General features: G+C 71.1%; 20 protein-coding genes and 1 riboswitch. Of the genes, 6 read left to right on the top strand and 14 right to left on the bottom strand.

Features of this window, described 5'->3' with window-relative positions; translation table 11 throughout:
• Positions 1 to 189: 189 nt before the first annotated feature.
• Together menD and ETD85_RS25875 are read right to left on the bottom strand one after the other, a co-directional pair.
• On the bottom strand, positions 190 to 1,851 hold the full coding sequence (menD, locus tag ETD85_RS25880; protein WP_138692377.1) for a 2-succinyl-5-enolpyruvyl-6-hydroxy-3-cyclohexene-1-carboxylic-acid synthase: 1,662 nt from the start codon (positions 1,849 to 1,851) through the stop codon (positions 190 to 192).
• Positions 1,848 to 2,741 (bottom strand): o-succinylbenzoate synthase, encoded by an 894-nt coding sequence (locus ETD85_RS25875; RefSeq protein WP_240779419.1) that lies wholly within the window; start codon positions 2,739 to 2,741, stop codon positions 1,848 to 1,850. The genes menD and ETD85_RS25875 overlap by 4 nt, the downstream gene beginning before the upstream one ends.
• Before the next feature lie 81 nt (positions 2,742 to 2,822).
• Between ETD85_RS25875 and ETD85_RS25870 the strand changes: the two genes are divergently transcribed.
• The 3 genes from ETD85_RS25870 to ETD85_RS25860 all read left to right on the top strand — a co-directional run bounded on the left by ETD85_RS25870 (position 2,823) and on the right by ETD85_RS25860 (position 5,895).
• On the top strand, positions 2,823 to 3,971 hold the full coding sequence (locus ETD85_RS25870) for an AMP-binding protein (RefSeq protein WP_138692376.1): 1,149 nt from the start codon (positions 2,823 to 2,825) through the stop codon (positions 3,969 to 3,971).
• A 43-nt stretch (positions 3,972 to 4,014) separates the two neighbouring features.
• Positions 4,015 to 4,356 carry a hypothetical protein gene (locus ETD85_RS25865; RefSeq protein ID WP_138692375.1) on the top strand — a complete coding sequence of 114 codons (342 nt, stop codon included), beginning with the start codon at positions 4,015 to 4,017 and terminating at the stop codon, positions 4,354 to 4,356.
• A 177-nt stretch (positions 4,357 to 4,533) separates the two neighbouring features.
• Positions 4,534 to 5,895 carry an RNA polymerase sigma factor gene (locus ETD85_RS25860; RefSeq protein ID WP_138692374.1) on the top strand — a complete coding sequence of 454 codons (1,362 nt, stop codon included), beginning with the start codon at positions 4,534 to 4,536 and terminating at the stop codon, positions 5,893 to 5,895.
• Between the two features lie 117 nt (positions 5,896 to 6,012).
• On the opposite strand, the gene ETD85_RS25855 is transcribed toward ETD85_RS25860, so the two are convergent.
• Entirely contained in the window at positions 6,013 to 6,411 is a 399-nt protein-coding gene (locus tag ETD85_RS25855; protein WP_138692373.1) for a hypothetical protein, read from the bottom strand.
• A gap of 116 nt (positions 6,412 to 6,527) precedes the next feature.
• Between ETD85_RS25855 and ETD85_RS25850 the strand changes: the two genes are divergently transcribed.
• Together ETD85_RS25850 and ETD85_RS25845 are read left to right on the top strand one after the other, a co-directional pair.
• A complete protein-coding gene (locus tag ETD85_RS25850; RefSeq protein ID WP_170246838.1) occupies positions 6,528 to 7,088 on the top strand; it encodes a TetR/AcrR family transcriptional regulator C-terminal domain-containing protein in 561 nt (186 codons plus the stop codon).
• A 201-nt stretch (positions 7,089 to 7,289) separates the two neighbouring features.
• A complete protein-coding gene (locus tag ETD85_RS25845; RefSeq protein ID WP_132341476.1) occupies positions 7,290 to 7,487 on the top strand; it encodes a DUF5999 family protein in 198 nt (65 codons plus the stop codon).
• Between the two features lies 1 nt (position 7,488).
• Here the strand turns inward: ETD85_RS25845 and ETD85_RS25840 are convergent, their stop codons facing one another.
• A complete protein-coding gene (locus tag ETD85_RS25840; RefSeq protein WP_240779416.1) occupies positions 7,489 to 8,091 on the bottom strand; it encodes an alpha/beta hydrolase family protein in 603 nt (200 codons plus the stop codon).
• A gap of 82 nt (positions 8,092 to 8,173) precedes the next feature.
• Between ETD85_RS25840 and ETD85_RS25835 the strand changes: the two genes are divergently transcribed.
• The gene (locus ETD85_RS25835) at positions 8,174 to 8,536 is read left to right on the top strand and encodes a hypothetical protein (protein WP_138692371.1); all 363 of its coding nucleotides are present in this window, start codon (positions 8,174 to 8,176) and stop codon (positions 8,534 to 8,536) included.
• Positions 8,537 to 8,616: 80 nt separating this feature from the next.
• Here the strand turns inward: ETD85_RS25835 and ETD85_RS25830 are convergent, their stop codons facing one another.
• From ETD85_RS25830 to ETD85_RS25785, 10 genes are all read right to left on the bottom strand, one after another.
• Positions 8,617 to 9,417, bottom strand: a complete 801-nt coding sequence (locus tag ETD85_RS25830; protein WP_138692370.1) for a tetratricopeptide repeat protein — start codon at positions 9,415 to 9,417, stop codon at positions 8,617 to 8,619.
• A 125-nt stretch (positions 9,418 to 9,542) separates the two neighbouring features.
• Positions 9,543 to 12,374: an aminomethyl-transferring glycine dehydrogenase gene (gene gcvP / locus ETD85_RS25825; protein WP_138692369.1), complete on the bottom strand. Its 2,832-nt coding sequence runs from the start codon at positions 12,372 to 12,374 to the stop codon at positions 9,543 to 9,545.
• Between the two features lie 182 nt (positions 12,375 to 12,556).
• A riboswitch (glycine riboswitch) is annotated at positions 12,557 to 12,655 on the bottom strand.
• 61 nt (positions 12,656 to 12,716) lie between these two features.
• The gene (locus tag ETD85_RS25820) at positions 12,717 to 13,337 is read right to left on the bottom strand and encodes a MerR family transcriptional regulator (protein ID WP_138692368.1); all 621 of its coding nucleotides are present in this window, start codon (positions 13,335 to 13,337) and stop codon (positions 12,717 to 12,719) included.
• Positions 13,338 to 13,484: 147 nt separating this feature from the next.
• Positions 13,485 to 13,955: a bifunctional nuclease family protein gene (locus ETD85_RS25815; protein WP_090771501.1), complete on the bottom strand. Its 471-nt coding sequence runs from the start codon at positions 13,953 to 13,955 to the stop codon at positions 13,485 to 13,487.
• A 131-nt stretch (positions 13,956 to 14,086) separates the two neighbouring features.
• Entirely contained in the window at positions 14,087 to 14,740 is a 654-nt protein-coding gene (ftsR, locus tag ETD85_RS25810; protein WP_240779415.1) for a transcriptional regulator FtsR, read from the bottom strand.
• Between the two features lie 52 nt (positions 14,741 to 14,792).
• On the bottom strand, positions 14,793 to 15,305 hold the full coding sequence (locus ETD85_RS25805) for an FHA domain-containing protein (RefSeq protein WP_138692367.1): 513 nt from the start codon (positions 15,303 to 15,305) through the stop codon (positions 14,793 to 14,795).
• A gap of 279 nt (positions 15,306 to 15,584) precedes the next feature.
• Positions 15,585 to 18,089 (bottom strand): mannose-1-phosphate guanyltransferase, encoded by a 2,505-nt coding sequence (locus ETD85_RS25800; protein ID WP_138692366.1) that lies wholly within the window; start codon positions 18,087 to 18,089, stop codon positions 15,585 to 15,587.
• A gap of 4 nt (positions 18,090 to 18,093) precedes the next feature.
• The gene (gene clsA, locus ETD85_RS25795; RefSeq protein ID WP_138692365.1) at positions 18,094 to 18,675 is read right to left on the bottom strand and encodes a cardiolipin synthase ClsA; all 582 of its coding nucleotides are present in this window, start codon (positions 18,673 to 18,675) and stop codon (positions 18,094 to 18,096) included.
• A 190-nt stretch (positions 18,676 to 18,865) separates the two neighbouring features.
• Complete coding sequence (locus ETD85_RS25790) at positions 18,866 to 19,459, bottom strand: phosphoribosylanthranilate isomerase (RefSeq protein WP_138692364.1); 594 nt, start codon at positions 19,457 to 19,459, stop codon at positions 18,866 to 18,868.
• 10 nt (positions 19,460 to 19,469) lie between these two features.
• A complete protein-coding gene (locus tag ETD85_RS25785; RefSeq protein ID WP_240779414.1) occupies positions 19,470 to 19,886 on the bottom strand; it encodes a hypothetical protein in 417 nt (138 codons plus the stop codon).
• Positions 19,887 to 19,977 lie beyond the last annotated feature (91 nt).

Genomic DNA, 19,977 nt, shown 5'->3' with positions numbered 1-19,977 from the left:
AAGAACCCCGCGACGTCATTTGAACAATCAATTTCGTACCATATAAAATCAGGTAACTTTTTTTTTTTCTGGGAGATGAAGGCATACGAGTTTTCTTAGGGTCTCGTGGGCTCGGAGATGTGTATAAAAGACAGCTCCCGGCCACCGGCAACCCGGGGCCGAGGGGGCCGGGGGGCCGGAGGTGGCCGGTCACCCCTCCAGGAAGGCGTGGATGGCCTCCTGCGCGGCGTCCCTGAGCCGGCCGTGCACGGCGACGTTCTCCTCCCGGTCGGTGCGCACCTCCACCACCCGGGGCCCCTCGCCGCGCAGCGCCTTGGACAGGTCGCCGATGTCCGACACCAGCGTGTACGGCGTCCCCGTGGCGGCCGCCACGTACCCGAGATCGACCCCGTGCGGCGTGCCGAACACCCGCTCGAACGGATCGCGCACCGCCGCCTGCGGCAGCAGCGAGAAGATCCCGCCCCCGTCGTTGTTCACCACCACGAGGCACAGGTCGGGCCGCGGCTCGCGGGGGCCCAGGATCAGGCCGTTCTGGTCGTGCAGGAACGACAGGTCGCCGAGCAGCGCGTAGGAGGGGCCGTTGTGCGCCAGCGCCGCTCCCATGGCCGCCGACACGGCCCCGTCGATGCCGGACGCGCCCCTGTTGGCCATCAGCCTGATGCCGCGCCGCGGCCGCATGGACTGGTCCAGGTCGCGGATCGGCATCGAGGACCCGCAGAACAGCAGCGCCCCGTTCGGCAGGCAGTCCACCAGGTCTCTGGCCAGGCGTGGCTCGCTGGTGCCCGACAGGTCGAGCACCTCGTCCGTCGCCGACCGGACCGCCTGGTCGGCCTGCCGCCAGGCGTGCAGCCAGGTGTCGTCGCCCGAGGCGACCGGGATCTCCACGGCCTGCGCGACCTGGGTGGCAGACCTGGTCGGGTCGGGCCAGCGGTCGAGGTCGGGCGCCACCACGATGTGCTCGTCGGCCCGCTTCAGCCACGACAGCAGCGGCCGGGACAGCCCGGGGCGGCCGAGCGTGACGACGACGTCGGGCCGGTGGGCGTCGGCGAACTCCGGCGTGCCCAGCAGGTAGTGGTAGGAGGAGATGGCGTGGTCGCCGTAGCGGGCGCCGCCGTTCGGCTCCGACAGCACCGGCCAGCCGGCCATGCCCGCGGCGGCCACGTAGCGGCGCACGTTCGCGGCCCCGTCACCGACCACGAGCACGCCGCGCCTGGTTGGCGGGATGTGCAGGGCGATGGGCGGGGGCGCGACCCTGGCGCGCACCCAGGGGCCGTTCGCGGCGCCGTCGAGCGGCTCGCACCAGGCGGTGTCGCCGTCGGGGATCAGCGGCTCCCTGAAGGCCAGGTTGAGGTGCACGGGCCCGGGGTTGGCCGGGCCGCTCGCGCGCTGGTAGGCGCGGCAGGCCAGCGACCGCCAGTAGGCCACCTGCCCGGGCCGGTCCTCGGGCACGCCGACCTCGGCGAACCAGCGGGTCGCCGAGCCGAACAGCTTGATCTGGTCGATGGTCTGGTTGGCCCCGGTGCCGCGCAGCTCGGGCGGGCGATCGGCGGTCAGCACCAGCAGCGGTACGCCGGACTCGCCCGCCTCGATCACGGCCGGGTGGAAGTTGGCGGTGGCCGTGCCGGAGGAGCAGATCAGCGCGACCGGGCGCTCGGAGCGCTTGGCCAGCCCGAGCGCCAGGAACGACGCGGAACGCTCGTCGATGCGCACGTGCAGGCGCACCCGCGACTCGGCGTGCAGCGCCAGCGCCAGCGGGGCCGAACGCGAGCCGGGCGCCACCACCACGTCGGTCAGGCCGCAGCGCACGAGTTCGTCGACCAGCACCGTGGCCAGCGCTGTGGCGGGGTTCAAAGTGACGCCTCCTGCATCCGGCGTAGCCACTGGGGAGATTCAATCTCAAAAGCCGACAAATGCTGAAAATTTACCGACGGGCGCCGGACCTCGAGCCGGCCGTCCACCGGCACCAGCGAGTCGTCCACGACGTCACCCGTCAGCAGCGACATCGTGCCGAGCCCGCACGCGTACGGCAGCGACGGCAGCGCGGCGGCCAGCGCCACCCCCGCCGCCAGCCCCACGGACGTCTCCACGGCGCTGGAGACCACGGCCGGCAGCCCGCACGCCTCCACCACCCGCAACGCGTTGCGCACCCCGCCGAGCGGCTGCACCTTGACCACCGCGATGTCGGCCGCCTCGGCGGCGCGCACCCGCAAGGGGTCCTCGGCCCGCCTGATCGACTCGTCGGCCGCGATCGGCACGTCGCACGCCCGCCGCACCGCCGCCAGCTCCTCCAGCGTGGCGCACGGCTGCTCGGCGTATTCCAGGTCGAACCGGTCGAGCCGCTTCAGCCGCCGCACGGCCTCGTCGACCTCCCACGCGCCGTTGGCGTCGACCCGCAGGCGCCCGGCGGGGCCGAGCGCGTCGCGTACGGCCTCCACCCTCGCCACGTCGTCGTCGAACGTCTGGCCGCGCTCGGCCACCTTCACCTTCGCCGTGCCGCAGCCCGAGGCCCGCACCAGGTCGTAAGCCTGCTCGGGGGGCACGGCCGGCACGGTCGCGTTGACCGGCACGCTGTCGCGCACCGGCTCGGGCCAGCCCTCGAAGGCCGCCTCGCGGGCGGCCGCCAGCCAGCGGGCGCACTCGCGCGGCCCGTACTCGGGGAACGGGGAGAACTCGCCCCACCCCGCGGGGCCGTGCAGCAGCACCCCTTCCCTGACGGTCTGCCCTCGGAAACGAGTGCGCATCGGAACCCGGAAGACCACGGGAGAACGCGTCACGACCCTCCCTGACCCTCTGTCCGACCTGTCGCCATTAACCTTACGAGCATGTGGAGGAACCCGTCGCATCCGGACCGTCCGCTGCATGCCATTGTGCAGCCTCCCGGCCCCGAGCTCTTCACGGCCGTCCGCGACGCCCTGTCCGGCGACGGTCCCGCCGTCCTCCCCCTGCCGCCCGGCCACTCCGAGGGCACGCTCGCGGCCCTGCGCCCCACCCACGTGAACGGCGTGCCCCAGCACGGCGGCGAGGGCGTCCCCGCGGACGTGGCGGTGGTGATCGCCACCAGCGGCAGCACCGGCGCGCCCAAGGGCGTGATGCTGTCGGCCGCCGCGCTGCGCGCCTCGGCGGCGGCCTCCCTGCGACGCCTGGAGGCCGCCGAGGGCGAGCGCTGGCTGTGCTGCCTGCCCGTCTCCCACGTCTCCGGCCTCCAGGTGCTGGTACGCGCCCTGATGTCGGGCAGCGAGCCGATCATCCACCCGGCGTTCGACCCCCACGAGGTCCTCGGCTCGGGCGCGGCACACGTCTCGCTCGTGCCCACCCAGCTCCACCGCCTGGTCGAGCTCAAGGCGGACCTGTCGGTGTTCCGCACGATCCTGCTCGGCGGCGCGGCGCCCCGGCCCCTGCTGGTCGAGCAGGCCCGCGAGCTCGGCGCCCGGATCGTGACCACGTACGGGATGAGCGAGACGGCCGGCGGCTGCGTGTACGACGGCCGGCCCCTTTACGATGTAGATCTCAAAATCGGCGACGACGGCCTGATCAGGATCGCCGGGCCGGTGCTGTTCTCCGGCTACCGCTTCGACGAGGGGCCGGGGCCGTTCGACGGAGGCTGGTTCGTCACCTCCGACCTCGGCGAGCTGGCCGGCGGCCGGCTGCGCGTCCTGGGCCGGGCCGACGACGTCATCAACACCGGCGGCGAGAAGGTCGTGGCCGGCGCCGTGACCGCGGTGCTCTGCACGCACCCCGGGGTGGCGGACGCGGCCGTGATCGGCACTCCCGATCCCGAGTGGGGCGAACGGGTCACCGCCGTCGTCGTCCCCGCCGACCCCGACACGCCCCCCACGCTTGAGCAATTGAGGGCATATTGCCGCGATAGGCTTCCCCCTCATGCCGCCCCGCACGGCCTGCGCCTCGTCGCGGGCCTGCCGCTGCTGCCTAACGGCAAGACCGATCTGGTCCGCCTGAAGGCCGGAACCTGACGAGTCGCGGCTGCGTCATAGTGGGGAGAAGGAGGGAGCCTTCATGGACCAGACCCGCAAGATGTGGGCATCCGCGGCCGTCGTCGGCGTCATCGTCGCCGGAGGCGTTTCGATCGCGGCAGCCGCCTCGGCGGGCAAGCTCGAACAGGTCGGCAAGGAGACCCGAGCCGTGGTGGAGAAGGCGTCACCGTCCGGTCAGCCGGAGCAGCAGACTCCGGGCCCAGAGGCCAGCCCGCAGACCACCGATGACGACATCGTGGTCTCCACGGAGATCAATCCCGATCCCGACGCGGTCCTCGAATACTGGACGGACAAGCGCATGGAGGACGCCCAGCCCATGCCCATGCCCGAAGTCTCGACCGGCGACATCGAGGTGACGGAATAGGACCCACGTCCGGGGCGGTTCGCCTAGGGGGCGATCCGCCCCTTTTTCGTCCCGTCTAGTCTGTCCGGGAACAAATAACGGCGAATGACGTTATTGATACTGGTGCGCCGTGCGGACCGAGACCGCCCCACCACAATCTGCCTGACCGCTTCGACTCCGTATGGAGGAGGTGTCCTCATGCCCAGAACCGCCGTGGCGACCCCACCCGTGTCTCTCGACCAGTTGATCGGACGAGGGCGCGCCCAGGGTCACCTTTCTCTCGCGGAGCTGCGTGACGCATTCGCGGAGGCGGGTATCAGCCCCTCTGAAGGCCGCACGATCCTGCGTGAGCTGTCGGAGGCCGGTGTGAGCCTGGCTGCCGAGAACGAGCCGTCGCTCAGCAAGACCGCCACCAAGAAGACACAGCAGAAGACGCCGGTTCAGAAGAAGTCTTCTCGCTCGAAGACTACCGGCCGCAAGGCGGCCGAGGCAAAAACCGCCGCAACGGGCCAGGCGAACGGCGCCGGCCCGTCCGACCACACCAAGCCCGAGCACGAGGAGGACGTCCCGGAGGACCTCAAGCTCACCGGCGAGGAGGCCGCGGAGGCCGACCTCGGCAACGAGCCGATCGACCTGGACGACAACCAGTCGGTCATGGGCGACTCCGTGCACACCTACCTCAAGTCCATCGGCCGCCGCACGCTGCTCACCGCGGCGCAGGAGGTCGAGCTGGCCCGGCGGATCGAGGCCGGCCTGTACGCCGAGTACAAGCTGGAGACCCACCCCGACCTGTCCCCCGCCGCCAAGGACGACCTGCACCTCGTCATCGAGGACGGACGGCAGGCCAAGGACCACATGCTGGAGGCCAACCTCCGCCTGGTGGTCTCGGTCGCCAAGAAGTACACCGACCGCGGCATGTCCCTGCTGGACGTGGTCCAGGAGGGCAACCTGGGGCTCATCAGGGCCGTGGAGAAGTTCGACTACACCAAGGGCTTCAAGTTCTCCACGTACGCGATGTGGTGGATCAGGCAGGCCATCCAGCGCGGCTTCGCCGACTCGGCCCGCACGATCCGGCTGCCCGTGCACGTGCTGGAGATGCTGTCCAAGCTCTCGCGCATCGAGCGTGACATGCACCAGCGGCTGGGGCGCGAGCCCACGCCGGAGGAGCTGGCCGTCGAGCTCGACAAGACGCCGGACCAGATCGAGGAGCTGCTGCGTACCAGCCGCCAGCCGATCTCGCTCAACGCGACGATCGGCGAGGACGGCGAGACCACGATCGGCGACCTGATCGAGGACGTGGACTCCCCCGAGGCGTCGGAGATCGTCGACCGCCAGCTGCTGGGTGACCAGCTCCGCGGGGTGCTCGACAACCTCTCCCCCAGGGAGTCGAAGATCGTGGCCCTGCGCTTCGGCCTGGTGGACGGCAAGCCGCACACCCTGGACGAGATCGGCAAGTATCTCGGGCTGACCAGGGAGCGGATCCGCCAGCTCGAGAAGGAGTCGCTGTCCAAGCTGCGGCACCCGAGCAACACCCGCCCCCTGCTCGACTGGGCGAGCTGACGTGGGACACCCGCCGTCCGGCAGGTGAGCTGAGGTAAGCGCGCCCGCCGGCCCGGCGAGCGGCGACGCAGAGAAGAGCCCCGGCGCACATCGCGCCGGGGCTCTTCCGCGTTCGTCTCAGAGAGCCGAGGGCACCGGCCTCGGCACGCGCGGGATCCCCGACAGCCGGTTGTCCTCGCGCAGGGTGCGCAGCCGGTCGACCTCGCTCGTCCACATGGCCCCGGCGGGCGTGGCCTTGGCCTTGCGGCGCGCGATGCGGTCGTCGTAGGCCTTCACCCCGAACGTCGCCCGCTGCCCGCTCTCGGCCGCCCGCAGCGCGTCGGTGAGCGCCACGTCGAACGCCCGCCCGGCGGCCAGCAGCTCGATCTCGTCAGCCGCGCCGGCCCGCAGGTCACGCAGCGTCTGCTCGGCCTGCCTGGCCTTCTCGAGCAGCTCGGGGTAGCTCTTGGAGATCTCCTGGTCCGCGTGGTAGCGGACCTCGGCCTCCCGGCTCACCCGCGGACGGAAAAACGCCATCGACTCGGCCCCTTACCTCGCAGTCGGTACTCGTTCAAGCGCCAAGGTTACGCCGTTCCCCGACACGGGCGGAAATCGGCCCGGGCCGGGCGCCTTTACATAGTAAGATGATCACCATGCCCGCCAAGAGGCCGCCCGTGCCGCTCTCCAGGGAGCGCATCATCGAGGCCGCGCTGCACATCGCCGACAGCCAGGGCCTGCGCAGGCTCACCATGCGCCGCCTGGGCGACGCCCTGGAGGTCGAGGCCATGGCCATCTACCACCATCTACCCAGGGGCAAGGAGGCCCTGATGGACGCCCTGGCCGAGCACGTCACCGCGGTCCACGTGGAGCAGGCCGCCACCTGGCAGGAGACGGCGAGGGCCTGGTGCAGGGCCGGCCGGGAGCTGCTGCGCGACCATCCGGGCGTCCTCGCGCTCGCCCTGACCAAACCCCCCAAGGGGAGCACGGCCCTGGCCATCAAGGAGCAGGTCGAGCAACTCGCCGACGGCGGGCTCGCCGACGCCGCGGACGCCGTACGCGCGCTGCGGGCGTATGTGTTCGGCAGCGTCGCGGTCGAGGTCCAGCAGTCGGGCTGGGCGGACCCAGAAGTCGACGAATGGGTCAGACGTGACGAAAGGGCCGATGTGGACTTCGAGCGCGGACTCGAAGCTCTGCTCAAGGGATTGCAAACGTAGTGCGCGTGTCGCGCTTGGCCCGTTATCCTGCATAAGGCACGCTGTGTCGAAGGTCACACGACTCGGGGATCCTCCTGTAACAGTCCAAACGGGCTATGTCCGAACGTGTGACATACGTCGCACACTTGCTAATACAACAACCCGAGCAGGCTCCCGCCCCTCCACACCGGGAGCATCCCACGAGATATCGGAGGCACGCCGATGTGCCCGCACGACCCGGCCTGTCCGGACGCCGAAGCGCCAGACCGCGAGGCGGCACGCACCCTCGCCTGCCACCCTGAGCAGGGATGGAGCCTGTTGTGCAACGGCGTCGTCCTTTTCGAGGACACCGGGGAGCTCCTTCCCAGCGGCACCGTCATCGCACCGCACCGGCCCGATCCGCTGGTCGGCGCGGCCTGATCTACGCGTAGTGGGAGATCCACTCCGCCACGACCTCGCCCACCCGGGCGGGGTCCCTCTTCAGGTCGTGACCCTCCCCAGGCAACACCACCAGACGCGCCGCATCCCCGGCGTCCGGGACCCCGAACGGATCGCGGTCCCCGTTGACCACCAGCACGTCCACTCCGGCGCCGCGTAGCTCGTCGGCCCTGGAACGTTCCGGCTTTCCCGGCGGATGCAGCGGGAAGGCCAGCGCCACCACCGCCGCCGCGCCGACCGCCGTGGCCGTCCGGCAGGCGACCCGAGCCCCATTGCTCCGCCCGCCCTGTACGACGGGCAGCCCGGGCCATCGCGCGCGCAGCTCGCCCAGCACGATCTCCCAAGCCTCGTCCTGCCTGACCGGCGAGCCGGGCGCCCGCGCCCCCGCCACTCTGAACGCCTGCGACACTCTGGCCACACTGGCCCCCACGCCGAGCGCCGCGTCGCGGACGGCCACCAGATCGGGGGCGTCCACTCCCCCGGCCGACCCGTGGGTCAGCACCAGCAGCAGCCTCGGGTCCGCGACCTCGTCCACCTCGACCAGAGCGGGCCCTCGCGGCGTCATGACCTTCATCGCAGCACCCATGGCAGCACCGTACCTGGGGAGGATCGCGGCCTAGACCTCAGGAGGGATGACGGCGCGCCGCAGGGGATGGATGATTACTCTCATGCCAGACAACCGCCCCATCCGGGATGACCTGCAGGCCACCCTGGACGCTCGCCGTGATCTCGGTCCCGAGTACGAAGCCGCGCTCGTCGAGTCGTTCGTCGAGCGCCTCGACGCCACCATCGCCGCCCGGGTCCGGGCCGAGCTGCACCACCACGGAGCCGGGCACGGGGGCGAGCCGCCGCACAAGCGGTCCACCCCCGGAGCCGCGATGATCCCGATCGCGCTGGGCTCGATGGGCATCGGCATCCCGCTGACGGCCATCGCGGCCGGCAACGCGGGCCTGGTGGGGCTGACGATCACGTGGCTGGCGATCGTGATCATCAACGTGGCCGCCGCCACGGCCATCATGCGCCGGGGCTGAGAGCCGGGGTTCACCGACCCGGGAGCCGGGCGCCCGCGGGGGCAACGGGAGCGCCTCCGCCACTCCGGCGAGCCGGTCGGTCAGGTGTCGCGGCGGTAGCGGAGCCGGACCTCGGCGGCCAGGGCGTCGTCCTCGTGGTCCAGGCCGTAGGACCAGACCCGGTCCGCGTCCTCCGGCCGCCCGCGCAACGGCAGCGTACGGGCCAGCAGCTCGATGGCCAGCGCGCTCGTCTGCGGATCGGCCCCGCCGTCCTCCACCGTCTCCGCGAACTCCGCGCAGGCCAGCTCCAGATGCACGATGCCGAGCTGGACCCGCAGCCCCGGCACATCCTGGGCGTCGGCGAACTCCAGGGCGTCCATGACGACTCCAGCCGCCTCCGCGGCCTGCCCGTGCTCCAGCAGGAGGTCGGCCAGCTGCTGGGCGGCGTGCGCCGCCACCCGGTCGTCCCCGGCCGCCATGGCGGCCCTGAGCTCCGTGTGCGCCTGCTCGGGGTCGTCGGCGGCCATCGCCAGCCGGGCCAGCGCGAGGTGGGCCAGCGGCACGTAGGCGGCCGTCCCGACGCCGAGCACGGCCTGCCAGGCGGCCCTGGCCTGTTCGGCCCGGCCCTCGCGTTCGAACCCCTGTGCGAGATGGCAGGCGGCCTGGGCGGCGTATTCAGGGTGGCCGGTGGCCAGGGCGGTCCTGGCCGCGGCTCTGGCGGCCTCGACGTCGCCGCGCTCGTCCAGCACCACCGCCAGGCCGACGGCGGCCTGCGCCCGGTCAGGCCCGTCGGGGTCGGCGGCGAGCTCGCCGAGTATGGCGGCGGCGCCATCGAGATCGCCGCGTTCGGCCAGGCGGCGGGCGGTGTCGAGAGGCGGGATCTCCAGCTCTGAGGACGTCAAGGGAGCTCCTTCGGCGGCGGTCGCACCGAAGCCTAACGAGTTCTGGCGATCATGTCTGCCGAGTTGACGCCGAAGGACTGGATGCCGTGAGGGGAGAAGCCTCTCCCCTCACGGCGAACCCGGCCCTAGTCCTCGTACGCCTCCAGCGGCGGGCAGGAGCACACCAGGTTCCGGTCGCCGAAGGCCTGGTCGATCCGCCGTACCGGCACCCAGTACTTGCCCTCGCGCAGCGAAGGCAGCGGGTAGGCCGCCTCGGAACGCGAGTACGGGTGCCCCCACTCGTCCGCGCTGACCGACTCGGCCGTGTGCGGCGCGTTGCGCAGCGGGTTGTCGGTCCTGTCGTAGTCGCCGGAGGCCACCTTGGAGATCTCCGCGCGGATGGCGGCCATCGCGTCCACGAACCGGTCGAGCTCGGTGAGGTCCTCGCTCTCCGTCGGCTCGATCATCAGCGTCCCCGCCACCGGGAAGGACATGGTCGGCGCGTGGAAGCCGTAGTCGATGAGCCGCTTGGCCACGTCGTCCACGGTGACGCCGGTCTCCTTGGTGATCTGGCGCAGGTCCACGATGCACTCGTGCGCCACCAGCCCGCCGCGCCCGGTGTAGAGCACCGGGTAGTGCGGGGCCAGCCGCCTGGCCAGGTAGTTCGCCGACAGGATGGCCTGCTCGGTCGCCGCGGTGAGCCCTTCGGAGCCCATCATCCTGACGTAGGCCCACGAGATCGGCAGGATGCCCGCCGACCCGTACGGGGCCGCCGAGACGGGCCCCACCGGCGTGCCGTTGTGCAGCGCGTGGCCGGGCAGGTAGGCCGCCAGATGGCCGCGCACCGCCACCGGCCCCACGCCGGGGCCGCCGCCGCCGTGCGGGATGCAGAACGTCTTGTGCAGGTTGAGGTGGGACACGTCGGCCCCGAACTCGCCGGGCTTGGCCAGCCCGACCAGCGCGTTGAGGTTGGCCCCGTCCACGTAGACCTGGCCGCCGGCCTCGTGCACCTTGGCGCACACCTCGGTGATCGTCTCCTCGTACACGCCGTGCGTCGACGGGTACGTCACCATGATCGCGGCCAGCGTGTCACGGTGCTTGTCGATCTTGGCGTCGAGGTCGGCGAGGTCCACGTTGCCGTCGGAGTCGCAGGCCACGACCACGACCCGCATCCCGGCCATGACGGCGCTGGCGGCGTTGGTGCCGTGGGCCGAGGACGGGATGAGACAGACGTCGCGGCCCTCGTCGCCGTTGGCGCGGTGGTAGGCGCGGATGGCCAGCAGGCCGGCGAACTCGCCCTGCGAGCCCGCGTTCGGCTGGATCGAGACGGCGTCGTAGCCGGTCACCTCGGCCAGCCAGCCCTCCAGCGTGCCGATCAGCTCGTGATAGCCCTCGGCCTGGTCGTCGGGCGCGTAGGGGTGGATCGCGGCGAACTCGGGCCAGGTGATCGGCTCCATCTCGGTGGTCGCGTTCAGCTTCATCGTGCAGGAGCCGAGCGGGATCATCGAGCGGTCGAGCGCGATGTCCTTGTCCTGCAGCCTGCGCAGGTAGCGCAGCATCGCGGTCTCGGAGCGGTGGCTGTGGAAGACCGGGTGGGTCAGGTACGCCGACTCGCGCGCCAGCTCGGCGGGCAGCACGTCGGCGGCACCCTCGATGTCGACGTCCGAGCGGTCCAGGCCGAAGGCCGCCCACACCTTGGCCACCTCGGCGGCGCCGGTCTTCTCGTCGCAGGAGACCGAGACGAGGTCGTCGCCGGCCTGCCAGAGGTTGACGCCCTGCTCGGCCGCGGCGGCGACCACGGCGGCGGCCCGGCCGGGCACGCGGACCAGGACGGTGTCGAAGAACTCGCCGTGCACGACCTCCAGGCCGGCCTCGCGCAGGCCCGCGGCCAGCGCCGCGGCGTAGCGGTGCACCCGGTGGGCGATCCCGCGCAGGCCCTCGGGGCCGTGGTAGACGGCGTACATGCCGGCGATGACGGCCAGCAGCACCTGCGCGGTGCAGATGTTGCTGGTGGCCTTCTCGCGGCGGATGTGCTGCTCGCGGGTCTGCAGGGCCAGGCGGTAGGCGGGGTCGCCGTCGGCGTCCACCGACACGCCCACCAGGCGGCCGGGGAGCTGGCGCTGCAGCCCCTCGCGTACGGACATGTAGGCGGCGTGCGGCCCGCCGAACCCGAACGGCACGCCGAAGCGCTGGGAGGAGCCGATCGCGATGTCGGCGCCCAGCTCGCCGGGGGCGGCCACCAGGGTCAGGGCCAGCAGGTCGGCGGCGGCGACCACGAGCGCGCCCGCCTCGTGCGCGGCGGCGGCCACCGCGCGGAAGTCGCGCAGCCGCCCCGACGCGCCCGGGTACTGCACCAGCACGCCGAAGCACTCGGGCAGCTCGCCGTCGAGCGAGTGCTCCACGAGGGTGATCCCGAGCGGCTCGGCGCGGGTGGCGAGCACCGCCTTGGTCTGGGGCAGCGCGTCGGCGTCGACCACGAACACGTCGCTCCTGGACTTGCCGGCCCGCCGGGCCAGCGTCATGGCCTCGGCGGCGGCGGTGGCCTCGTCGAGGAGGGACGCGCCGGCCACGTCCAGCCCGGTGAGGTCGGAGACGACCGTCTGGAAGTTCAGCAGCGCCTCGAGGCGGCCCTGCGAGATCTCCGGCTGGTACGGGGTGTAGGCGGTGTACCAGCCCGGGTTCTCCAGCAGGCTGCGGCGGATGACGGCGGGCGTGACCGTGTCGTAGTAGCCCAGGCCGATCATCGAGGTGAGCACGCGGTTGCGCCCGGCCAGGGCGCGCAGCTCGGCGATGGCCTCGGCCTCGCCGATGGCGGCGGGCAGCTTGAGCCGGTCCTTGGCTCTGATGGCCTCGGGGACCGCCACGGCCACCAGGTCCGCCACGGACTCGAAGCCCACGGCCTCGAGCATGCGCAGCTGCTCGGACTCCGAGGGGCCGATGTGCCTGGATGCGAACGGCGGAGCTGACAGATCGGACATGGAGATTGCCTCCCGAGGCTTATGGAGACCGGCGCCAGGGCGCGGACGAGTGCCGGATCTCCCCCTCTGTCAGCGCGACCCCGAGATGGGCGCGGGTCACGACCTGAGAGCTTCACCCCGGGACAGGGGCTTGCACCGTCGGTGAGGCGCGCCTGGCGGGCGCACCTGCTTTCCAGAGTTGCCTCACCCGAGCGGTACCGGTTGCCTGAGAGATTCCGGGGAGGGTTGCTCCTTCGGCGCCCCTCGGCCGGTGGCCTAGGGGACTCTCCCGCACGGGGTCGTCAGCCTTACTGTCCTAGATTACTACGGTGTGCCGTGTTCGCCGGTCCACCGGGTTCGCTCTCAGCCGGTACGGCGCGCGCGTCGCCGCTGGGCGAGCTCGTCAGCGGGGTGGTCGGCCGGGACGGTGTCCTCGACCGCCGCTCTTTCCCCCGGCAGCTCCGCGAGCGATCCCTCGACCTCGCGCCAGACCCGGCCGAGTGCTATGCCGAACACGCCCTGGCCGCCCTGGAGCAGGTCGATGACCTCGTCTGCCGAGGTGCACTCGTAGACGCTGACGCCGTCGCTCATGAGCGTGATCTGCGCGAGGTCGGCGACCCCGCGGTCACGCAGATGCTGCACGGCCGTGCGGATCTGCTGCAGCGACACCCCGGTGTCGAGGAGCCGCTTGACGACCTTGAGCACCAGGATGTCGCGGAAGCTGTAGAGCCGCTGCGAGCCCGAGCCGTGCGCGGCTCTTATCGTGGGCTCTACGAGACCCGTGCGCGCCCAGTAGTCGAGCTGCCTGTAGGTGATGCCGGCCGCCGAGCAGGCCGTCGGCCCGCGGTATCCGATGTCGTCCGGCACCGCCGCCGGCTGCTCGTCGAAGAGCAGACCCTGCTCTCCGGCACGCTGCCGCGCGCTCTCGCGCCGCACCGGATCTTCCTGGCCGGCCGTCTTTCCCTCGCCGCTGCTGACCGCCACGCGGACCTCCGGCTTTCTCTCATCCCGTGGCCTGATCTGGGGGTTCGTAAAGGGCGACCACGGGTTTCACTTGCACCGTAGGACCGTGACCATGCTCAGTCAACGATCCGGCTCGGCGCGTCGTGAAGCGTAAATGCACTGAAATACCTACCCCGCCCTGCCGAAGTCTTCGGGAGTGATCGTGTCAAGGAACTCCCTGAACTTCTCCACCTCGTCCTCCTGGTCGTCCGGAATGATCACTCCGGCCTCCTGGACGACCTCCTCGCTGGCGAAGATGCGGGCTCCGGTGCGCAGGGCGAGCGCGATGGAGTCGGAGGGCCGCGCGCTCACCTCCACGCCGTTGGAGAACACCAGGTCGGCGAAGAAGATGCCATCGCGCAGGGCGACGATGTTGACCGCGCGCAGGCCGACGCCCAGGGCGCTCAGCACGTCGCGGAAGAGGTCATGGGTCAGCGGCCGCGGCGGAGGCTCCTCCGCCTGTGCCAGGGCGATGGCCGTGGCTTCGGTCATGCCAATCCATATAGGAAGGAACCGCTCCCCGTGTGCCTCCTTGAGCAAGACGATCGGCTGATTTGTGGGCATTTCAACTCGAACGCCCACGACCTCCATCTGCAACACGGGCCGCTCCGTATTCCTGACCGGTCACCCGGCACAGCTATTGATCGTCGCTTCTGCTGTCTGGCTTCTTCAATTCAACGTAACACCCGGCGGGGCTGGAATGTGCCTCCGCCTCCCAGCCCGCTGCGGACTCAGCGGCCCAGGACCGACCGGATCCCCGTGCGGACAAGGGCTGCGTGCAGGTCGAGCAGAAGTGCGGACAGCTCTCTGGCGACCTCGTCGGCCTCGCCGATGGCGCCGGGGGCCCGCCGCTTGAGAATGGGCGCGACGGTCTGCTCGACCAGGCCGCACTCGCGCTCGGCCGCCGCCTTGACCGCCCGCAGGTGCCGGGGGTGCAGGCCGAAGCGGGCCAGGGCGCCGACGCTGCGGGCCACATTGAGCGCCTCCTCGTCGTAACGCCGGGCCACCGGGGCGAGCAGGCCGTAGTCCTCGAGGTCGGTGAGCGTCTCCTCGTCGATGCCCGCGGCCTCGATCAGCTCGGCCCTGCTGAGCCTGGTCTCCTGCTTGTGCTGCACGGCCCGCGGACGGCCGAAGCTCTCGGCCATCCTGTCCTTGATCACCCGCAGCGGCAGGTAGTGGTCGCGCTGCTCGGTGAGGATGAAGCGCAGCTGCTCCACGTGCAGGTGGGTGAACTTGCGGTAGCCGGAGGGGCTGCGCTCGGGCTCGATCAGCCCCTCGCCCTCCAAGAAGCGGATCTTGGAGATGGTGACGTCGGGGAACTCGCCCTGCAGCAGGGCGAGCACCTCCCCGATGCTCATGTGCGAGCGTGCCGCCTGGGAGCTCACGCGGCCTCCCCGTCCGGCGTGACCGCGCCGATCGCTCGCCCGCTCCGCTCGCTCATGCGCCGGCGTTGGCTCGCATCAGGAAGACCAGGCGGAACTTGCCGATCTGCACCTCGTCCCCAGAGTGCAGAGGGACCTCCTCGATCCGCTCCCTGTTGACGTAGGTGCCGTTGAGGCTGCCCACGTCGCGCACGGAGAACTGGCCGCCGCGGTGGCGGTAGAACTCGACGTGGCGCCGGGAGACGGTGATGTCGTCGAGGAAGATGTCGCTCTCCGGATGGCGGCCGGTGGTGGTCAGCTCCTTGTCGAGCCGGAAGCGGCTGCCCTGGTTGGGGCCCCTGGTCACCGTGAGCAACGCCGTGCCGGGCGGCAGCTGCTCGACCAGCGCCCGCTCGGCCAGGAGCATGTCGCCTGTCTCAGCCTCGTACGCCTCGATTCCCGCGACGGAGATCGTCGATGTGGTGTCCCCGGAGACCTCGGGTCTGGTCAACGGTGACCCACAGCGGGAACAGAAACGGGCATCCTCGGGGTTGGCATGCCCGCACTGCGTGCAGTAGACGCTCGGCATCGATCGGCTCGGCCTCCTACCGCGAAGACGCGGCGACGGTGCTGGGGAACGCGCCTCGCTTCGCTTTTTCAAGTTTGCGAATGCCGCAACTTACGCTGATCAGCGGCAAAGGTCAAGGCGGGGCGCTGGACTTTGGTTTGGACGCAGACAAAGTTACCGCCGCCCCCGCCCCGTGGTCCATGCCGCCGCGCGTTTCTACATTACGATCTTGCGGCACTCTCTGTGCACGTCATCGGCAAAGCCTTTTGCGAGCCCGTCCGGCTACGCTCAGTGACCGGATCACGTGGCGGCCTGCTCCACGATGCGGGCCCAGCGTTCGAGCAGGGCCTGGGCGCCGTCCATGTCGGAGGACTCGGCCCACAGGTCGGTCACGGGCTCGGCGGCGGCGGGCAGGACCAGCACCCAGCTCCCGTCGTCGCGGGCCACCCGCACCCCGTCGGTGGTGTCGATGCGGAAGCCGTCGGGCTCGGCCTCGGCCGCCTCGATGACCGAGCGCATGACGGCCCCCTTGGCCGCCCACGGCGTGGGCACGGTCCGCTTGAGCAGCTTCACCTCGGGGATCCTGGCGTCGATCTGGCTGAGCGACAGGCGGGTGCGGGCGACCAGCCCCAGCAGGCGCATGAACGCGGCCAGCCCGTCGATGGCCGGGCTGAACTCCGGGACGACGAAGCCGCCGCGCCCGTCCGCCGCGAAGATCATGTCCGGGCCGGCGGCGGCGGAGGTGAGGGCGTCCAGCGCTGTGGAGGTCCACTGCACCTGCACGCCGTGGAAGCGGCAGACCTGCTCGGCGACCCTGGTCGTGGTGACGGGCAGGGCCACCTGGCCGCCCCTGCGCTCGGCGGCGACGAGGTCGAGCACGACGAGCAGGGCGCGTTCCTCGTTGATGAGCTGGCCCATCTCGTCCACCAGGGCGATCCGCTCCCCGACCGGGTCGAACCGGACGCCGAACGCGGCCCTGGAGGAGCTGACCAGCTCCGACAGGCGCTGCAGGTCGCGGCGGCGCTCGGCGAGCGTCTCGGTGGGCGACACATCGTCGAGCCGGGCGTTGACGGTGAGCACCTCGACCCCGACCCGGCCGAGCAGGGTCGGCAGGACCAGCGAGGACGTGCCGCCCGCGCAGTCGACGACGACCTTCATGTCCTTGACGCCGGTCACGCCGATGTGGCGCAGCAGCTCGTGGGTGTAGTCCTCGATGGCCCTGGCCGGGTAGTGCAGCTCGGCGATCTCGCCGGGGAAGGCGCGGCGGAACTCCTGGCGGGAGAAGACCCGCTCCAGCTTGCGCTGGGCGGCCGGGGGCAGGTCGGCGCCGCGGTCGTCCATGATGACGATGTCCACGCTCTGCGGGTCGCCGGGCGTGGTGCGCAGCGCGATGCCGCCGCCCGCCGACTCCCTGGCGGTGTGGAAGCGGGTCACCGGCAGCGGGGCGGCCTCCAGGTCGAGCACGTTGATGGCGCCCGCGGTCAGCGCGCCGATGACGGCCCTCTTGAGCGCCCTGGCGGCCAGGGAGCAGTCCCGGGAGGTGACGACGTAGTCGCCCTTCTTCAGGGTGGTGGCGTACGCGCTGGCCAGGCGGACGCACAGCTCGGCGGTGATCTCGACGTTGACCAGGCCGCTGACGCCCCTCGGGCCGAACAGGTTGCGCTGGCCCCGCGACTCCCAGATGACGCTGGTGTTGACGACCGCGCCCGCCTCGATGGTCTTGAACGGGTAGACCTTGACGCCGCTGGAGACGTACGCCTCGGCCTCGATGACGCATTCGTCGCCGATGACGGCGTTCTCCTCGATGCGGGCGCCCGCCATGATGTCGGTGCTCTTGCCGATGACGCAGCCGCGCAGGTGGGCGCCGGGGCCGAGGTAGACGTTGTCGTGGACGATCGCGCGGTGCAGGAAGGCGCCCTCGCGGACGACGGCGTTGTTGCCGAGCACGGTGTACTCGCGCAGCTCGGCGCCGGCCTCGACCTTGGCGTATTCGCCGATGAGCAGGGGGCCCTTGAGCACGGCGTCGGGGTCCACGGAGGCCGAGTCGGCGACCCAGACGCCGGGTGAGAGCTCGAAGCCGCCGATGTCCAGGTTGACCTTGCCCGACAGGGCGTCGGCGTGGGCCTTGAGATAGCTGTCGTGGGTGCCGACGTCCTCCCAGTAGCCCTCGGCCACGTAGCCGTAGATGGCTGCGCCGCGGTCGAGGAGGGCGGGGAAGACGTCCGAGGACCAGTCGACGGGCTCGCCGGCCGCCACGGCGTCGAGGACCTCGGGCTCCATGACGTAGATGCCGGTGTTGACGGTGTCGGAGAAGACCTGGCCCCAGGTGGGCTTCTCCAGGAAGCGCTGCACCCGGCCCTGGTCGTCCACGATGATGATCCCGAACTCGAGCGGGTTCGGGACGCGTTTCAGGCCGATCGTCACGAGAGCCGAATTCTCACGGTGAAAACGGATCATGTCGGATAAGTCGATATCCGTCAGGGCGTCGCCGGAGATGACGAGGAAACGGTCGTCGCGGAGGCGGTCGGCGGCGTTCTTGACGCTGCCCGCGGTGCCGAGCGGGACGTCCTCCGTGGCGTACTGGAGGCTCATGCCCAGCTCATCGCCGTCGCCGAAGTAGTTGCGCACGAGCGCGGCCAGGAACTGGAGCGTGACCACCGTCTCGGTGACGCCGTGCCGCTTGAGCAGGCGGAGCACGTGCTCCATGATCGGGCGGTTGACCACGGGGAGCAAAGGTTTGGGCTGGTTGGCGGTCATCGGACGCAGCCGAGTGCCCTCCCCGCCTGCCATGACGACCGCCTTCACCCGATCACTCCTTTTTCGCCGAGGTTACGAGTTGGCGCACCTGTACCACATACAGCACCCCCGCCCACCAGTACAGGCCCGTTCCCCAAAGCGCGAACGCCCACCCGACAATTCGGGCTATATCGGCATACCACCCAGTGTGGGAGGCAAGGAAGAGGAGAGGGAAGGCGTACATGAGGTTGAACATGGCGGCCTTGCCCAGAAAATGCACTTGAAGTGCCTTGTAGCCGTGTTTGCGAAGTACGGGAAAAGAACACGCGACGAAGAGCTCGCGGCCCACGATGACGGCGACCAGCCACCACGGGATGACGTCGCGCAGCAGGAGCGCCAGGATGGTGGCGAAGACGTAGAGCTTGTCGGCGGCGGGGTCGATGATCCGGCCGAGCTTGCTGGTCTGGTTGAACGCTCTGGCGATCTTTCCGTCGAGCCAGTCGGTGAAGCCGGCCACCGCGAGGACCCCGATGGCCCACCCGTCCGCCTTGGGCCCGAGAACCAGCCAGAGGAACACGGGGACGCCCAGGAGGCGCAGGAAGCTCAGCAGGTTGGGAACCGTCCAGATCCGGTCCTCGGCGGAAGTTTCGCTCACGCAGGAGACCCTACTGCGTGGAACTGCAACGCAGCGGTCCCGCCTGTGGCTCTCTGTTCCAGGCGCTTCTCACCCGCGGCACGGCGGCCCCCGGAGCGAGGCGGAACGGGCCCGCCTGAGCGGCGAATCAGGCGGGCGAGAGCGGGCACCGGGCCGGGCCTCGGCGACGTGGCCAGGCGGCGCGGCGGGGTCAGGCGGCGCGGCGGGCGGCGGTCAGGAAGGCGGTGATGAGCGCCGAGTCCTTGACGCCCGGCGCGGTCTCCACGCCGCTGGACACATCGACCCCCCACGGGGCGGCGGCCGCGACGGCCTCGGCCACGTTGGCCGGGTCGAGGCCCCCCGCCAGCATCCAGCGGCCCGACGGGCGGCCGCGGACGGCCGCCCAGTCCCACGGCTGCCCCGAGCCCGCGTGGGGCGCGTCGACGATGAGCAGGTCCTCGTCGAAGGCCCCGCACCGCAGGTCGGCCGCCGCGTCCACGGCCCTGACCAGCGAGCGGCCGAGGTCCTTGAGCGCCGTGAAGTCGCCGTGCGGATGCTTGCCGTGGAGCTGGACGGCCCGCACCCCGGACACCAGCGCCGCGGCCCGCACCGTCTCGGGGTCCTCCCCGCGGAACACCCCGACGGTCAGCACGTGCTCGGGGACCAGCGCGGCCAGCTCCGCCGCCCGCTCGGGCGTCACCCGGCGGGGGCTCCTGGTCATGACGAACCCGATGGCGTCCGCGCCCGCCTCGACGGCGGTGGCCACGTGCTCGGGCTCGCTCAACCCGCAGATCTTCACATACACATCTCCGACCCTAACGGCGGCGGGCGGCCGCCGGCGACCAGGCCCAGATCAGCACGGCGGTGATCAGGCCGAACAGGAGCACCCCGTTGGGCAGGTGCGCGCCCAGCCACAGCCAGGTGAAGTGCTGGGCGGCCCCGACCAGGAACAGTCCCGCGCTGGCGAGCGCCGGCCAGCCGGCCCCGCGGCCCGGGCGCCAGACGAGCACGGCCAGGACGATCTGGACGAGCGCCACGAGGTGGACGACCATGCCGGCCATCACGTGGGTCTCGGCCATCGAGCCGGACTCCACCGCCTGGCCGGCGAACGAGGCCGCCACCACCAGTGCGGCCGCCTGGGCGAGCACGACGATGCGCAGACTGTAGAGGAGGCCGGGCGAGACCTGGCCGCCCGGCTTCGCGGGCTGGGGCATGACGACGGTTTCCCGCATGATGACCAGTGGTCCTTTCTTCGTCGGAAGGACCACATGCTCGCCGCGCGGACCGCGCGCGGTCGTCAGCCTGCGGGATGACCTGCCGATC

The organism is Nonomuraea zeae, from assembly GCF_005889725.1.
Taxonomy (GTDB): Bacteria; Actinomycetota; Actinomycetes; order Streptosporangiales; family Streptosporangiaceae; genus Nonomuraea; species Nonomuraea zeae.
This window is presented reverse-complemented; position numbering and strand designations above follow the sequence as displayed.